Origin of the sequence: Burkholderia sp. AU45388 (assembly GCF_030481585.1) — a bacterium.
Taxonomy (GTDB): Bacteria; Pseudomonadota; Gammaproteobacteria; order Burkholderiales; family Burkholderiaceae; genus Burkholderia; species Burkholderia sola.
Genome location: NZ_JAUJPV010000033.1, coordinates 12469 through 29763, shown reverse-complemented (window position 1 = coordinate 29763; position 17295 = coordinate 12469). Strand labels below are relative to the sequence as shown.

The following is a 17295-nucleotide window of genomic DNA, read 5'->3' as shown; positions in this document are numbered from 1 at the left end:
CCCGGGGCCTGTAACTGTCCGAACGGGCATCGGAAGGCGCGTGCGTCACAGTTCGCCCGACTCCATCTCCATCTCCGTTTCCATCTCGCCACGGTCGGCCGCCCGGAGGACACGCAGCCTCGGATGCGGCAGTGCGTCGGGTGTCAGCGCCCGAGCGCCGACGAAGGTGCCGACGAGTTGCGCGAGCAGCGCCGCATTCTGGTGAACCATGTGATGACTGCCGGCCTGGAGCTCGACCTGGATCGGGCGAAGCTGGGCCGACGTAATGGCTCGCGCACGTATCGCGCAGGTCATTTCGTCGTATTCGCCGGTCACGAGCAGCGCGGGGATGCCGGCGATCGATCCGTCGCGTTCGGCTTCGATCCGATGGGCGCGGAAATTCAGCAATTGCCGGCTGTATTCGATCATGTTCGCCGGCGACACGAACGGTGCGTGCAGCCAGTGGCGAGTCGCCGAATCGGGTAGCGCGAACATCGATGCGTGGCCGCCCTCGGGTGCGTCGCTTCGTGTCCGCTTCTCCAGCAGCCCGATCATCGATTTGGCCATGCTGTCCGCGGCCTTCGGCATGCGCGCGACGAGCGAGCACATCGTGTTGAGATTGTTTTCGTACGCGCTGTCGGCGCCGTCGTAGTCCTGCGCGCCGGCAAACGACGGAGCGATCAGGCTCATCGACGCGATGCGGCCAGGCAGTGCGCGAGCCAGCGCCAGCGCGTATCGGGCGCCTCCGCACCAGCTCGCGACGTGAATCGCGTCGATGCCCTCGACGTCCAGCAATTCAGCCACGCTTCGCGCGTAGCGGTCCGGCGCATCGGGGCTCGAATAGTAGGCGCGGGTCAGTTCTCCATCGGCTGGCGTATCGCTTGCGTCGTCCGCCAGGTAGAGGGAGAAATCCGGTGCCAATCCGGCCGCGAAGTCGTGCCACACGTCGTGCGGGATGCCGAATGCGTTGATGAGCAACATGGCCCGCGGGCCGCGCCCGGCAGTGAGATACTCATGCCCGCTGCCGGTCGTGATCCGGCGCGCGGACGGCAGGTCGACAAACCGGGGCGCGTCGCGCCGTTCGTGCCGGGCCGCGTGAGCGGCGACGCGTGACGCGATCCGGGCTCGCCAGTCGAAGCCGTCGCAGCGCAGCCGGTGAGAACGGATGTCGGTCGGCGGCACGGGCGTGTGATCCGCGTATCCCAGCATGTGCTCGGCATGCTTCAGATTCGTTTCGAGCAGCGCGAGGATGGCGTCGGCGCCGGCCTGGTGGGCATCGCTTCGCGTCGGAATGGGCACCGTTTGCGCGACGCTTTCAGCGAGTTCGCGCCACGCAATACGCCGGTCGCCGTGCACGACGTGCAGGCCGGGCGACGCTTCCGTCGCAAGCCAGGCCAGCACCGCTTCGGCCGTCAGCAGGCGAGCCGTGCCGGCCGTTTCGGCGGGCAACGCCAGCGGTTCCTGCTCGAAGTACGTGTCGGCGCGGCGGCGTACCTCGAACACGGTTTCGGCGACCGCGTCGGCGAGCGTGTCGAGCGACGCCGGCCAGCGCGTCCCGGCTTCGCCGATGGCCGCCGTGCCGTCCGCGAGCGCGTCGCCGAGCACGACGATGCATGCGTTCGCAACGGATGCGGACGCAACGTCGAGCGCGGCCGACAGGAGGCGGGGCAAGGACGCGAATTCGCGTGTGCGACGCATCTCGGGATCGTCGACGACGACGGCGAGCCGCCCGGAATCGGGCGCGTTCAATGCGTCGCGAAGCCGGGCGATGCGCGGGTACGCGCCGAGTGCCGTAGTCGTGTCGCCGGCCTCGGCCGCCGCGCGCAGCGCGTCGAGGTCGCCGGCATCCAGCAGGAAGACACGGTCGCCGCCGGCCGACGACATCCTGCATGCGTCGAGCGGATGATCGTTCATCGTCATCTCGTTACGCTTTCACGGACAACAGCATGTCCACCAGATCGACCGCATCGCCGATGGTTTCGAGGTTCGCGACCTGCTCCGTGTGCGAGGCGAAACTGATGCCGAGCCGATCCTCGGTCAGCGCCATCAGCGACAGCAGCGAGATCGAATCGAGCATCAGATCCGACGTCAGCGACGTTTCCCGCGTCAGCATGTCCGGCGCAATATCGAGCGCAGCAATTTGCGGAATCAGTTCGGTAAGCGTAGCGAACACGTTCGCGTGGTCGTCCATCGGATTCTCCAAGTGCCGTAGGGGTTCCGCTTTATAGCGTCAAGGCACCGCACTGCCTACCTGCACTGACGTACAGGGTTGGCGCGGACGGGGAAACACTCGCCCGAACGGACAGGTTTCAGTCTTGAAAGCCGCCATTACATTGCCGGTTACCTCACCGACAGGGAACGATCATGACCCTCACCAAAGAAGCCGTGCTGATGGACAAAGCGACGTTTTCCCGCGCGCTGCGCGAAACACTGGACGAGCAGCTCACGCTCGATCACCCGATCTTCGCGGAGTTGTTCACGCCTCGGAAAAACTGGCGCTTGCTGAAGATCATCTCGCTCGAGGGATACCAGATCACCCGGTACTTTCTCGAGTACATCGAGAACCTGTATTTCCGCTGCCCGTTTCCCGACCACAAGCGCCGGCTGCTGTACAACCTGTTCGAAGAGGAAACCGGGCGCTTCTCGAAAACGAAGAACCATGTCGAGCTCATGGAAGACTTCATTCGCGCGCAAAACATCAGCGACGAGGAGCGCGATGCATGGACGCCGTCCGCGGCCACGCGCGAGTTGATCGACTATCGCCTCGAGAACTGCAAGGGCGAGGGCACCTATCATATCGGCGCCGCCGCGGTGATGATCGCGAGCGAAGGGCAGAGCCTGGAAACCCGCGCGGGCGACGCGCGCCACTCCATTCTGGCGAAGTGCTACGGGCTCACCGAGGAAGACACGCGATTCTTTTCGGTTCACCAGAAAGAGGACGTCGCGCACGTCGCCGAGGGCATCTCGCTCGTGACCGACCTGTGCACGACCGTGGAGATGCAACAGGAAGCGCTGTTCGCGGTGCGTCACACGTGCAAGCTGTTCTGGAACATGTATGAAAGCGCCGCGCAGAAGTATTACGCATCCGTCGAGGGCGTCGCGCACGCGTGACGGGACGACGCCGATGATGACCTTCGACGATCTCGTCGCGCGCTTGCGCGACAGCAGTCATACGCTGACCTTTGTCGACGACAAGGGGGCCGAAACCGTCCGGACCTTCCACGAACTGTTCGAAGACGTGCTTGCCACGGTCGAGCGCGGCAAGGCGATCGGCCTCGTACCCGGGGCGCGCGTCGGCATCGCGGCGCCGAACGGGTATCCGTGGATGGTGTGGGATCTGGCATGCATCGAGCTCGGCTGCGTATCGGTCGCGTTTCCGAACGATGGCCTGATCGACACGTGCGACGCGTTGATCGAGCGCTACCGGCTGAGCGTGCTGGCCGTGGACGCACGATGGCTCGATACCGCCGGCGCGATCGCCGGGCGCGTCGTGGATATCGATCCCGCCAGCCGCGGCGATTCGCACACGCGTATCGAGCCGGTGCGGGTCGAGCATGCGCCCGATACCCATTCCCTGGTGTTCAGTTCCGGCACGACGGGCAGGACCAAAGGGCTCGTGATGAGCCGCCGCGGCACCGCGCACTTGCTCGGCCTGTATGGCGACGCATTCGGCGTCGCGCCGGGCGACCGGTTCCTGACGTTCTTGCCGTTCGCGAACTATCAGCAACGGATGACGTACTACTTCTGCCTGTATCACGGGATCGATCTCGTGTCGGTGCCGTTCCACGGACTCTTTCCGGGTCTCAAACGGCACCGTCCGACGTTCGTGATCGCCCCGCCGGTGCTGTACGAGACGCTGCATACGCTGGCGCGCGCGGCTGCCGGGCCGGGCAGCGACCCGTCGACGCTCGCCGAGCGACTGAGCGCGCTGACCGGCGGCAACATCCGCTACATGGTCACCGGGATGGCGCCGATCAAGCGCGCGGCGCTCGATTTCTTCTGGGATTGCGGGATCGCGCTGTACGAGGCGTTCGGGATCACCGAGGCCGGCATGGTTGCGTGGAACAAGCCCGGGCACGTGCGTGTCGGTACGGTCGGCCAGCCGGCGGAGCCGGGCAGCGTCTCGTTGCTGGAGGACGGTGAAGTCGTCGTCACACGGAACGCGCTGCTGTCGCTCGGCTACTTCGATGCGCCGGAAGAAGACACTCGCGCGACATTCATCGCGCCGAATGCGGTCGCGACGGGCGACATCGCCGAATTCGACCGCGACGGCTTTCTGCGCGTCGTCGGGCGCAAGAAGGACGCGATCGTCACGAGCAACGGCGAGAAATTCCATCCCGAGCCGATCGAGGCGCTGCTGTATCGCGATCCGCGTGTCGACGTGGCCGTGGTGATGGCGGGCCCGCAAGCGGGGCTCGGCGTCGTCATCGCGACGCGCCGGCCGGACGATCTGGAAGTCACCGACGCGCTGCGCGCACTCGTCCGTGCGGTCAACGGCACGCTGCCGGCACAACGGCAACTGGTGAAGGTGATTTTCACCGACCGCGCATTCGACGTCGAAGGCGGATTGCGCACGCGCAACCTCAAGCTCAATCGCCGCGCGATCGCGGACGCGTTCCTGCGAGACGCATGAGATCACCCCCGTGCGCAAGCCGCCGCCTTCGCGCGGCGGCTCGCACAGACCTCATTCTGGATACACCATGACGACGCATCCGAATCCGAACGTGTTTCAGATGGAAGTCGAACCGACCTCCATCATCGAGACGCTCGCCCATCACACCGAGCGGGACCCCGACCGTGTCGCGCTGACCATCCTGCGCGACGGCGAAGCGATCGAAAGCGAGAGCACGTTCGGGGATCTGCATGCCGGCATGATGCGCGTGGCGCGCGGACTCGCGCAATTGACCGGGCCGGGCGCTCGCGTGCTGCTGCTGTTGCCGACGAGCGCCGAGTTCGTCTGCACGTTCTACGGATGTCTGGCATCGGGGCGCGTGGCCGTGCCGGCCTATCATCCGCAGCAGGTCCGCAAGGTCGCGCAATGGGCGAAGCTGCACGCGATTGCCGACAATTGCGGCGCCACGCTGATCGTGGCGCCGGCGACCTCGATCGATACCATCGAGACCCTGCGCGCGACGCAGCAGCTGTTCACCGGCTGCACGCTCGTCACGTACGAAGCGCTCGTCGACGCCGGGGCGCGGGACACGTCGGCGTTGCCGCGCATGCCGGCGCCGGACGATCTTGCGTTCCTTCAATACACGTCGGGATCGACGGGCACGCCGAAGGGCGTGATGATCACGCACGGCAACATCATCGACAACCAACGGTCGATCGCGCTGCTGATGCGGCACGATCGCGACACCCGCATGCTGTCGTGGCTGCCGCTGTATCACGACATGGGGCTGTCGATGCCGTTGCAACTGGCGTCGATCGGGCTGTCGGTGGTGCTGATGTCGCCCGTTGCGTTCGTCCAGCAGCCGGGCCGATGGTTGCGCGCGATTTCCGCACACCGTGCGACGACGTCCGGCGGCCCGAATTTTGCGTATGCGCTTGCCGCTGCCGCGCTCGACGGAAGCGATGACGGAGGCCGGCTCGATCTGTCCAGCTGGCGTGTCGCGTTCTGCGGCGCGGAGCCGATTCATCGTCAGACCGTCACCGAGTTCATCGACGCCGCATGCCCGCACGGCTTCGCCCCGGGGGCGTTCTATCCGTGCTACGGGATGGCCGAGGCGACGCTGATCGTGTCGGGTGTCCCTTACGGCGAAGGCGCCCATTACCTGGACGTCGATAACGTGAAGCTCGCCGCCGGCATCGTTGAACCGGTTCAGCCGGGCGCCGCGAACGCGAAAAGTCTCGTGTCGTGCGGCGGCACGGCGCCCGGCACCGAGATCCGGATCGCGGGCCCCGATGGTCGCCCGGTCGCCGACCCGAACGGTGTCGGCGAAATCTGGGTGCGCGGCGGCGCGATCGGCGTCGGCTACTACGGCAACCCCGAAGCGACACGGTCGACGTTCGGCGCGCATTTCGATGACGAGCCCGACGCACGTCCGTTCCTGCGCACGGGCGATCTGGGCGCGCGCGTCGACGGCCGCCTGTACGTGACCGGCCGCGTGAAGGACATGCTGATCGTTCGCGGACGCAACCTGTATCCGCAGGATATCGAAGCATGCGTGCAGGACGCCGTGCCGGCGTTGCGTCGCGGATGCGGCGCCGCCGTATCGGTGCAGGCGGACGGAGAAGAGAAGCTCGTGATCATCCAGGAAGTCGGTCGCACCGCGCGCCGGACGCTGGACCTCGACGCCACGCTGCGCGCGATGGTGGTCGCGATCGGCGAGGACTTCGGGGTCACGCCGCACGCGATCGTGCTGGTCGAGCCGGCGACCATCGAAAAGACTTCCAGCGGCAAGATCGCGCGCGCGCTGTGCCGTCGTGCGTATCTGCAAGGCGAACTGCGCGCCGTCGCCAGCTGGACCGACGGCGCCTACGCGATGGAGGCGGGCGCTGCACGGGACGGTGCGGTGGCGCCGGCTGTCGCCGAGGTGGAGACCCGTTCCGAACCGATGCTGATCGAGCGCGAGATCGCGGACCGGATCGTACGGATCGTCGCCGAGCGGCTCAAGATCGCCGAGACGCAGGTGTCGCGCACGGCCGCGTGGGTCGAGATGGGTTTCGACTCGATGAGCGCGCTTCAGTTTTCGTTGAAGGTGCAGCACACGATCGGGCTGACGTTCGACGCCGCCGTGCTGTGGGACTGTTCGAACGTCGAGCAGCTTGCGGCGCACCTGGCGCGGATGCAGGGCGCGGCCGATGCGTTGCGATCGAGCGACGCGCCCGCGTCGGCCGCCGCGCACGCGCATCCCGCGCCGATCGTCGGCGCCGACGCGCCGCCTACCCGGGATCAGCTTGCGGCGCTCTCCGACGCGCAGGCCGAAGCGCTGCTGCTGAAAGCGCTGCAGCGCTGAGCCGATCCCCGGCAGTCTCGTTCCGCGAACGTCTGGAGTGGTACACATGACCGAGTCCAACCGCGCGCCCGCCGCGCCCCTTACCCCCGTGAAGCAAGCGTTGCTGAAGATCGACGCGCTGCAACGCGAACTGGCCGACGCGCGCAGCGCGATGAACGAACCGATCGCCATCGTCGGCATGGGCTGCCGGCTGCCCGGCGGCGCGGATTCCGCCGACGCGCTCTGGTCGATGCTCGCGGACGGGGCCGACGCCGTCGGCCCCGTGCCGGCCGACCGATGGACCGATGCGATCTACGATCCGCGGCCGGGCCGGCGCGATACCAGCTACAGCCGGCATGGCGGGTTCATCGACGACGTCGATCGTTTCGATGCGGGATTCTTCGGCGTGTCGGAGCGCGAGGCGCCGCACATCGATCCGCAGCAGCGGCTGCTGCTCGAATGCACGTGGCGAGCACTCGAAGACGCCGGCTTTTCGCGAGAAACGATCGCGTCGTACCGAACCGGCGTGTTCGTCGGTTCGTCGGTCGACGACTACGCGCGCGTCAGCGAAGGCGTAGCAGCCGACACGCTCAGTTATGCGCAGACCTCGCTCGGTACCGCGCGGCCCTTCGCGGCCGGACGCATTTCCTACCTGTTCGGATTTCATGGCCCGGCGTTGCATCTCGACACCGCGTGCTCGTCGTCGCTCGTCGCCGTCCATTTGGCTTGCCATAGCCTGCGTACCCGCGAGTCCGATGTCGCATTCGCGGGCGGTGTCAACCTGATGCTGTCGCCGGAGATGACGATCGCGCTGAGCGAGCTTCAGGCGCTGTCGCCGAGCGGCCGCTGCCGGACGTTCGACGCGGCCGCCGACGGCTACGTGCGCGGGGAAGGCTGCGGCGTCGTCGCGCTGATGCGGCTGTCCGATGCGCGGGCGCAGGGCAGGCCGATCCGGGCGGTGATCCGCGGCTCCGCCGTCAATCACGACGGGCGCAGCAACGGGATGACGGCGCCGAACGGCCGCGCGCAACGCGACGTGATCCGCGAAGCGCTCGAGCACGCCGGCGTGTCGCCGGCCGACGTCGACTACGTCGAGGCGCACGGCACCGGTACGCCGCTCGGCGATCCGATCGAGCTGCGCGCGCTCGAGGACGTGTACTGCCGCGACACGAATCGCACCGGCGACCTGTACGTCGGCAGCATCAAGACGAATATCGGGCACCTCGAATCGGCCGCCGCGGTCGCCGGGCTGATGAAGGTCGTGTGCGCGCTGCAGAAGGGCGAACTGCCGCGGCACCTGCATTTCGATACGCCGACCACGCACGTCGACTGGCATGCGAACGGCATTCGCGTGCCGACCGAGCATGCGGCGTGGCCGTCGTCCCGACCGGGCCGGCGCGTGGCGGCGATCAGCTCGTTCGGCATGAGCGGCACGAACGCACACCTGATCGTCGAGGCATGGCAGGAGGCGCGCGCGGCGGAACCCGACGCGGACGTCGCGCTGGCCGGTCACGCGCGTCACGACATCTGGCCGTTGTCCGCCCACACGGCGCCGATGTTGAAGCAGGCGATCGAAGACTGCGCGGCGCACGTGCGGGCAGACGCGTCGCTGGCGCCCGACGCGGTCGCCCGCGCGCTGCGTCTCGCGCGCGACAGCCATCGCCATCGCGTGGCGATCGTCGCGGATGCTCGCGACACGCTGCTCGATGCGCTGTCGGACGCGGCGCGGGCCCTAACGGTCCGGAGCGGGCAGCCCGGCGGCGTTCGCGATCGGCTTGCGTTCCTGTTTACCGGACAGGGCGCGCAGCGCGCCGGAATGGCTCGACAGCTCTATCGGGATTTCGCGCCGTTTCGCGATGTATTCGACGCATGCGACAGCCATATCGGGGCGCAAGGGGAACTGTCGCTCGTCGACGTGCTGTGGGGCGACCATCAGGACCGGATAAACGAAACGCGTTACACGCAACCGGCGATGTTCGCGCTCGAGGTCGCGCTCGCGCGCTTGTGGATGCACTGGGGCGTCGTGCCCGATGTCGTGATGGGCCACAGCATCGGCGAGTACGCGGCTGCGTGCATCGCCGGCGTGTTCTCGATCGAGGACGGCTGCCGCCTCGTGACGGCGCGTGGGCGTTTGATGGATACGCTCACCGCGCCGGGCCGTGCGCTCGCCGTGTTCGCGAGCGTGCGTCAGGTGGCCGATGCCGTGCGCGACTACCCCGGACGGGTCGCCATCGCGGCGGACAACGCACCGGAGAGCGTGCTGGTGTCCGGCGACCCGGACGCGATCGAGTCGATCGAGCAACTGTTCGCGTCGCGCGGCATCGCGACGAAGGCGCTGGCGGTATCGCACGCATTCCATTCGCCGCTGATGGAGCCGATGCTCGCCGAATTCGGCGCCGTCGCCGCGACCGTGCGGTATCGCGCGCCTGCGATTCCGATCGTGTCCAACGTGACGGGTCGGTTCGAGGGCGAACGCCTGTGCGATCCCGCGTACTGGGTCGAGCACGTGCGGGCCACGGTGGCCTTCCGTGCGGGTGTCGACACCCTGCTCGACGACAAGGTGACGACGGTCGTCGAGATCGGGCCTGGCAAGACGCTTTCGAGCCTCGTCACCGCATGCGCGGCGGAGCGGGCGGATCGTGGCAACGTGGTGGCGCTGCCGTCGATGAACCATGACGGGCGCGAGACCGAGCAGTTGTTGCGTGCGTTGGCACATGTCTATATGTGTGGCCGGCGTGTCGACTGGCATGCATACGAGCGCTCCCGAACCGGTGCGCCGATGCGGCAAGCCGTGCGCCGCGGCGTGCTGCCGCCGTATCCGCTCGAGGCACACCGCTACTGGGTGAATGCGCGGGAGCCGGCGCAGCGGGCGAACGTGCTGACGAGCGCGGCCGGCGCGCGGCGGACCGCCGGTCGCGGCGTGCTGGGCCGGCGTCTCGCGATTCCGGCATCGGACCACCTTCGCTACGAGAGCGAGGTATCCGATCGGCATCTGCCGTTTCTGGGCGGACACCGCGTGCACGGGCAACTCGTTTTCCCGGCGGCAGGGTTCGTCGAGGCGCTGCTCGACGCCGGATCGCGGCGCGATGGCGGCGATGCCGAACCGATGGCCGGCCGCTGGCTGGTCGCGCGTGACGTGTCGTTCGATAACGCGCTCACGCTGGAGCCCGGCCACGCGGTGACGTTCGGCACGGTCGTGCACGCAGGTGATACTCCGCATCCGGGCGAAGCAGGCGCGCGGATCGACATTCACGCCTGTCACGACACGGCCGCTTCGGAACCCGAATGGACGTTGCAATGCGCCGCGCAGATCGGGACGACGCACGGCGTTACCGACGTGCCGGCACTTGACGCATGGCGCGCGCAATGCGGCGACGCGTTGCCTGTCGACGGTTTCTACGCGCGCTTGCAGGCCACCGGCCTCGAATATGGCGGCGCATTTCGCTCGATTCGCGCGCTGTCGCGGGACGGCGACGTGGCGCTGGCCCGAATCGAAATGGAGCCGGACGGCACGGACGACCTCGTCCGCATCGTTCATCCGGCGCTGCTCGACAACGCGTTTCAGACCGTCGCGGGCGCGCTATGGGATGCGGAACTGAACACCGCCTTCGTGCCGATCGGCATCGAGCGGATCGCTTGCATGCCGATGCCCGGCGTGCGGGCGGTGTGGTGCGCGGTGCGTGCGCGGGTGAAGCGCAGCCTTGCCACCGCGGATCTCTGGTTGTACGACGACGCGGGCAACTGCGTCGCCGTCGTCTCCGGATTGCGGCTGATGGCCGTCGATCCGCGCCGATTTCAGCGGACTGCGGAGCCTGTCGCGCTGAATACGCTCGTCTGGCGGCCGTTTGCGGCGGCCGAACATGAAGGGGACGACGCGCACGCGAACTTCGTGCTGATCGGCAGCGGTTCCGCGCTGGACGCGATGCTGGCGCGCGCATGTGAAGACGCTGGCAACGCGTGTGCCATCGCGGCGCTGCCGGTGGACGACCGGTTCGACGACGATGCAGGTGCCCGGCGCATTCGTGCCGCGCTCGACGACGACGCACTCGCCGGCCCGAATGCACGACCGACCGTGCTGCTCTACGTGTGGCCGTCGATGGACGATGCGGGATCCGAAGACGAACTCGCCGCGGTCGGCGCAGCTTACCGGCACTTCGCGAACATCTGGCGCGAAGTGCAGTCGGCCCGCTGGCCGCAGGGCACGCCGACCGTCTGCATCGTGACCCAGGCGGCGCAGCGCGTGCCCGGCATCGACGTGCGCGTGTCGCCGTTTCAGGCGGCCGCCTGGGGCGTCGCCCGCAGCCTCATGCACGAGAGCGGCGACATTCCGGTGTGTGTGGTTGATCTGCCGTCACCGGATGCGGTGTCTTGCGCGAGCGCGCTGACCGCACTGGCGGGCGCCGCGGCGACCGGCGAGACGCAGTTCGTGTCGCATGGCGACACCGTATACGTCCCGCGGCTCGTCGCACGCGACGCCGGCGCGGCGCAACCGCTTGCGCACGGCGCCTATCTGGTGACGGGCGGGCGCGGTGCAATCGGCACGCGGGTGATCGAGCAACTGATCCGGAAAGGCGTGCCGAAGATCGTGTCCGCCAGCCGCCAGGTGCCGGCCGACAGCGAACGCGCGCGGCTTGCATCGATCGCCGATGCGCATGGCACGATCGTCGAATTCGTGGCGGCCGACGTCGCGTCGGCCGCCGACGTCGACGCGCTCGTCCATGCGCTCGAGGCGGATTCCGCGCATCCGCTCGTGGGCGTCCTGCATGCGGCGGGCACGCTTGACGACGGCCTGCTCGCGACCCAGCCGATGACCGACGTAGTGAAGGTGCTCGCGCCGAAGGTCGCCGGAACGTTGAATCTGCATCGTGCGACCGCGCATCTGCCGCTGCGGCACTTCGTGTCGTTTTCGTCGATCGTGGCCTGCGTCGGCTCCCCGGGGCAATGCGCCTATGCCGCCGCGAACGCCTACGTGGACGCGCTGACGGCCTTGCGCCACCAGGACGGCCTGCCCGGGCACACAATGAACTGGGGCCTGTGGGGCGGCAACGGGATGGTCGATCAGCTCGACGCGCGGCAACTGCGCCGCATCGCATCGTTCGGTCTCAAGCCGATCGAGCCGGACGTCGCACTGCGCGTGTTCGACACGCTGGCCGCCGAACCGGACGGGCAGACGCAGATCTGGAACGTGGACGTCGATACGCTGATCAAGCGCAGCCCGAGCCGGGCGATGGGCGCACTGTTGTCGGAACTCGTGCCGCCGGCGCCGCCGGCGCATCGCCCGGCCGGTACCGGCCCTGGCTTGCGCGAGCGCATCGCGGGGTTGCCGGACGGCGAGCGCATGCAATTGCTGCGCGAACATCTCACCGACGCAATCGCCGCGACCCTGCATACGTCGAGCGAGCGCATCGCGCCGGATATCCCGCTGATCGAGCTCGGGCTCGATTCGCTGATGGCCGCGGAATTCCGCAATGCATTGCGTAGCGAGCTGGGCGTCGATGTTCCGTTCGGGCGATTGCTCGAAGGCGCGACGCTCGACGACGTCGTGCGCACGATCATGGCGACGCTCGACCGCGGCGAGTCGCGGACCCTCGACGGAACACCGCCGTCGCGCGCCGCGGACCGGATCGACCTGGTGTCGGGAGAAGCGACGTTCGGCGTCGAAATGGAAGGAGGAGAGCTGTGAGCTCGATCGAATTCATCAACGAACTGGCGGGGCGCGGCATCGAGCTCTGGGCCCAGGACGGCAAGTTGCAATACAAGGCGCCGAAGGGCGCGGTGACACCTTCGCTCGTCGACGAGCTGAAGACCCACAAGGCGACACTCATCGCGCTGCTCGAGCAATTCGTGGGAACGGCGGGCACCTACCCGCTCTCGTTCGCGCAGAAATCGCTCTGGTCGCTGCATCAGCTCAATCCCGACAGTGCGGCGTACAACGTGACGTACGCGACGCGCATCGACGACGACGTCGACCTGTCCGTGCTGCGTCGCTGCGTCGACTATCTGATCGCACGCCACCCGATCCTGCGCACCGCGTACCGCGTGATCGATGGCGAGCCGCGCCAGCAGGTCGGGTCGCAAGCGCGCGCCCGGTTCTCGGTCGATCGCGTGTTCGCGGCCGACGAAGCCGCCATCCGCCGGTGGATCGACGAAGAGTCGAATCGCCCGTTCGACCTGACGCAATCGCCGATCCGGCTCAAGCTGCTGCTGAACGAGCACGACGGCGCCGACGCGATTCGCGTGGTGCTGCTGTTGAACGTCCACCACATCGCCGCCGATTTCTGGTCGCTCGAGATCCTGCTCAACGAGCTTCGCACGCTCTACCGTCTTGCCCGCGCGGGCGAACCGCTGAAGTTGCCGCCTCTGCCGGTGCAGTACAAGGATTGCGTCGAACACGAGCGCGCCCGGCTCGACGGCGCGGACGGCGAGCATCTCGCGGCGTTCTGGCGGCGCGAGCTGGCACACGGGTTTCCGGCACTGAGCCTGGCGACCGACCGGTTGCGCCCGCCGCGCAAAACCGAGCATGGCCGCGTGTACGACCGGTCGCTCGGCGCGACCCTATCGCATCGGGTGCGCGACACGGCCAGGTTGCTGCGCGTGACCCCGTACATGCTGCTGCTCGCGGTCTATCAATTGCATCTTCACCTTCATACCGGGCAGGCGCGCTTGATGATCGGTGCACCGACTTCCGGGCGCAATGCGCCCGGCAGCGAGAGCGTGGTCGGCCATTTCGTGAACACGGTCGTGCTCGCGTGCGAAGTCCGACCGGACGACACATTCGACGATTTGCTGCGGCGCACGCGCGAGATGATGCTGCGCGTGCTCGATCACCAGGATTATCCGTTTCCGTTGCTGGTCGATGCACTGCGTCCGGCGCGCGATCCGAGCCGGTCGCCGATCTACCAGGTGATGTACAACTGGAACCAGGCTCGCGGCGATTTCGCCGCCGAAGGCGGGGATGGCGTGCCGTTCTATCGTGAGCGTCTCGCCGCATCGAGCACCGGTACGCGCGGCGCGACACACGACCTGACGCTCAACGTACAGGATCTCGGCGACGAATATCTGACCGCCTGGACGTTCAATACGGATCTGTTCGACGACGGAACGATCGAGCGATTCGCGAGCCAGTATGCGCATCTCGTCGAGCAGGTGGTGGCTGACACCAGCCGTTCTCTGCACCATTACACGCTCGCGACCGCACCGAGCGACGATGCGCGAAACCGCATTGCCGCGGCCGACGCATTCGTGCGTCGCACGTCCCATGTCGAATCCGAGATGCCGCAGGATGCCTCGCGCGTGGTCTGGCAATTCGACCATCGCGCGATCAGCGACGGCGAGGTCCGCGATGCGATTCGTGCCGTCCGTGCGCAACTGGATGCCCTCGGAATCGGTGCCGGAAAACGTGTCGAACTCCGACTGCAAAGTGTCGCCGAGCGCGCGGTCGCGTTGCTCGCGATCCGTGCCGTGGGCGCATGCTATACGGTGTCGGACGACACGGCCGACGCAGTGTGCCGCGGTCGTAGCAACGGGTGGTCCGGCTGGGAGATCGACGCGATCGAAGTGGTGCATGCGCGCGAGGCCGCCGCGCGTGCCGACGGCGTTGCCGCAGGCAACGCGTCGGCGGTCGAGCCGCTGCTCGACTATGTCGGTCAATTGCTTCATCTCGACGCCAACGTAACGACGCTCGTTCCGCACGGCGCGCATGACGGGCTGTCGGCAGCGGCGCTGGCCCAGGTCGTACTCGTTGGCGGCACGGCTCGACTGTCCGGGCAGGCCGCCATCGGTGCGCTCGCTTCCGGCGACCCGGCGATCGCGAACAGCGCGTACGCGGCGCTCGACCGGTTGCTCGCGGACGGCCCGTCGCTCCTCGTGCCGTCGCTTCTGTTGCAACGTGCCGATGTCGCCGGCATGGGGCGGGCACGCGCGCTCGTCGCGTACGGCGAGCATCCGCAACCGTTGAAGTCGTTCGCCGCCGCCAACCGGATAGCCGCAGCGGCGTACTTCGTTCCGGTGCAGCACTCGGACACCGGTTCGGCGCTGTGTGCGTTCGCGGCCGGGCCGGACGGCTGGCAATTGCTGGCGCCGTCGTATCCGGGGCGCGTTGCGTTCGCGCTCGGATCGTCCGGAAGTTTCGCCGACGATCGTCAGGCCGGAAAACTGCATTTCTTCGACGGCGCGTCGATCCGCGCATCGGGTGCGGGGGCGCCGCTCGAAACCGCGCGCCCGGACACGACGCTGATACCCACCGGCGTGTCGGTCGTCCGCCGTGGCGGCGACCTGCTGTGCGCCGATCCTTCGTCGCGGGTCGCGCTTCACCGGCCCGTGCCGATCGAGATCGGCACGGTCGAGCAGGCCATCTCCGCGATTCCCGGCGTGGCCGCCGTCGCCTGTGCGTGCGTCGTTCGGGACACGCAGGAAATGCTGGTCGCCTATCTCGTCGCGGACGATGGCCGCGCGGATGCGCATGCACTCGAACACGCGGTTCGTTCGGCATTGAAGCATGCGCTGCCGGACTCGATGCACCCCGACGCGATCATGGTGCTCGACCGGCTGCCGCTCGACGCGGGCGGCGCACTCGACGCAGGCGGGCTTCCGCTGCCTCGCGCAAGCGAGCGGGCCGACCGTGGCGCGTCGACCGACACCGAACGCAAACTTGCCGCGATCTGGGCCGATGTCCTCGGCCAGCCGTCCGTCGGCGTCGATCAGGATTTCTTCGAACTGGGCGGCGACTCGATTCTGGCCGCGGTCATCGTGTCGCGGGCCGCGCTCGACGGCATGTATTTGAAGCCGCAGGACATCTTCCTGCATACGACCGTGGCGAGCCTGTCGACGGTGGTGCGCGAGACGCCGGGCCTCGATGTCGATCAGGGGCCGGTGCAGGGCGAGACCGTGCTCGGTCCGGCGGCGCAATGGTTCGTCGAGCGCGTCGACGTCGACCGTTCGCACTTCAACCAGGCGCTGCTCGTTCCGCTCGGCGAGACGCCCGACGCGAACGTCATGGCCGAGGCGATTCGCGTCGTCATGCGCCATCACGACGTGTTGCGTTCCCGGTTCGTCGCGTACGGCGACGGAATGCGGCACGTGTTCGCCGGCGACGCCGACGCCGTCGATTTTGCGATCGTCCCGTGTATCGACTCGGCCGGCCGGCATTGCGAACGCATGTGGCGCGGCGCGATCGACGCCGCGCAGAGCAGCCTCGACCTCGAGGGCGGCCGGCTCATCGCGGTCAGGTGGCTCGAGAGCACGAGCGTGTCGAGCAGCCGGCTGTTGATCGTCGTCCATCACATGGCGATCGACGGCGTGTCGTGGAGCATCCTGCTGCAAGACCTGGCCGATTGTTATCTGCGATTGCGTGCCCGCACGGCCGCGGCGTTGCCGTTGAAGACGAGTTCCGTGAAGGCTTGGGTCGACCAGTGGCTTGCGCTGGCGCAGGGCGACGCGCTCGACGACGATCGCCTCTACTGGCGCAACGTGAACGCACAGGTGCGCGATGTGCTGGGCGGGCCGAAGCGGGTGGCGCTGATGCGTCACGGGCTGACCTCGATCGTTCAGCATGCTTATCAGGAATCGTCGCTCAGTTGCGCGATCACGCTCGATGCGGATCTGACGCACGCGTTTCGAACCACGGCGCCGCGTGCCTATGGCACCGATGCAAACGATCTGCTCATCGCCGCATTGCACGCGGGGTTCCACGCATGGAGCGGCAGCGACGCGTTGCTGGTGGACGTCGAGGGGCATGGCCGGGACGCGCTCGGCGACGCGATCGACCTGAGCCGCACGGTCGGCTGGTTCACGTCGATCTATCCGGTGTTGATCGACACGCCGGCTAACGCGTCGGATCCGTCGGCGCTCGTCAAGTCGGTCAAGGCCCGACTGCGCGAGGTGCCGCGAAAGGGCGCGAGCTATGGCGTGCTGCGCTATCTCGACACGAAGCCGCAGGCCGGCGCCGATGCGCTGACGTCGTTTCCGCGCGCACCGATCCTGTTTACCTATCTCGGTCAACTGGAGCAATTGTCGGGGCCGTCGTCGCCGCTGTACGGCGGGCCGCCCGAACCGGCGCCGGGCATCCGCAGCCCGCGCCAGCGGCGCACGCACCTGCTGGACGTCGTCGCATACGTGTCGCGCGGCAGGCTGACCGTCGAGTCGAGCTTCTTCGGGGTGCCGGGCGTCGACGAAAGCATCGGCTGCCTGATGTGCCGCGTCGAAGAGGCGTTGACGATGCTGATTCGCCATTGCAGCGCCGACGGGGTGGGCGGTCTGACACCCGACGACGTTCCTCAACTCGATGTCGACCAGGACGCGCTCGACGCGCTGCTGGAAGAAATCGACGCACTCGAGCGCTGAACGCGGCGGCGCGCGATACCGCGCGTTCGTCGAGCAT

Annotated in this window: 7 protein-coding genes; 5 read left to right on the top strand and 2 right to left on the bottom strand. The window is 67.7% G+C overall.

What is annotated here, in order from left to right:
• Positions 1-45 precede the first annotated feature (45 nt).
• Both QZM72_RS33155 and QZM72_RS33150 read right to left on the bottom strand, forming a co-directional pair.
• The gene (locus QZM72_RS33155; RefSeq protein ID WP_301740217.1) at positions 46-1893 is read right to left on the bottom strand and encodes a hypothetical protein; all 1848 of its coding nucleotides are present in this window, start codon (positions 1891-1893) and stop codon (positions 46-48) included.
• Between the two features lie 10 nt (positions 1894-1903).
• Positions 1904-2170 (bottom strand): acyl carrier protein, encoded by a 267-nt coding sequence (locus QZM72_RS33150; RefSeq protein ID WP_089470967.1) that lies wholly within the window; start codon positions 2168-2170, stop codon positions 1904-1906.
• A gap of 173 nt (positions 2171-2343) precedes the next feature.
• Here QZM72_RS33150 and QZM72_RS33145 point away from each other — a divergent pair, with 173 nt between their 5' ends.
• From QZM72_RS33145 to QZM72_RS33125, 5 genes are all read left to right on the top strand, one after another.
• Positions 2344-3090 carry a TenA family transcriptional regulator gene (locus QZM72_RS33145; protein WP_301740216.1) on the top strand — a complete coding sequence of 249 codons (747 nt, stop codon included), beginning with the start codon at positions 2344-2346 and terminating at the stop codon, positions 3088-3090.
• 13 nt (positions 3091-3103) lie between these two features.
• Positions 3104-4612, top strand: coding sequence for an AMP-binding protein (locus QZM72_RS33140; RefSeq protein ID WP_301740215.1), 1509 nt, complete (start codon positions 3104-3106; stop codon positions 4610-4612).
• A gap of 67 nt (positions 4613-4679) precedes the next feature.
• Entirely contained in the window at positions 4680-6938 is a 2259-nt protein-coding gene (locus QZM72_RS33135; protein ID WP_301740214.1) for an AMP-binding protein, read from the top strand.
• A gap of 46 nt (positions 6939-6984) precedes the next feature.
• Positions 6985-12600, top strand: coding sequence for a type I polyketide synthase (locus tag QZM72_RS33130; RefSeq protein WP_301740213.1), 5616 nt, complete (start codon positions 6985-6987; stop codon positions 12598-12600).
• Positions 12597-17258: a condensation domain-containing protein gene (locus tag QZM72_RS33125; RefSeq protein ID WP_301740212.1), complete on the top strand. Its 4662-nt coding sequence runs from the start codon at positions 12597-12599 to the stop codon at positions 17256-17258. The genes QZM72_RS33130 and QZM72_RS33125 overlap by 4 nt, the downstream gene beginning before the upstream one ends.
• The last annotated feature ends 37 nt before the right edge of the window (positions 17259-17295 follow it).

What these genes read in the sequence shown, in the direction of transcription:
- QZM72_RS33135 (WP_301740214.1), top strand. Translation starts at nt 4,680, where the DNA reads ATGACGACGCATCCGAATCCGAACGTGTTTCAGATGGAAGTCGAACCG.
- QZM72_RS33155 (WP_301740217.1), bottom strand. Translation starts at nt 1,893, where the DNA reads ATGAACGATCATCCGCTCGACGCATGCAGGATGTCGTCGGCCGGCGGC.
- QZM72_RS33150 (WP_089470967.1), bottom strand. Translation starts at nt 2,170, where the DNA reads ATGGACGACCACGCGAACGTGTTCGCTACGCTTACCGAACTGATTCCG.
- QZM72_RS33145 (WP_301740216.1), top strand. Translation starts at nt 2,344, where the DNA reads ATGACCCTCACCAAAGAAGCCGTGCTGATGGACAAAGCGACGTTTTCC.
- QZM72_RS33140 (WP_301740215.1), top strand. Translation starts at nt 3,104, where the DNA reads ATGATGACCTTCGACGATCTCGTCGCGCGCTTGCGCGACAGCAGTCAT.
- QZM72_RS33130 (WP_301740213.1), top strand. Translation starts at nt 6,985, where the DNA reads ATGACCGAGTCCAACCGCGCGCCCGCCGCGCCCCTTACCCCCGTGAAG.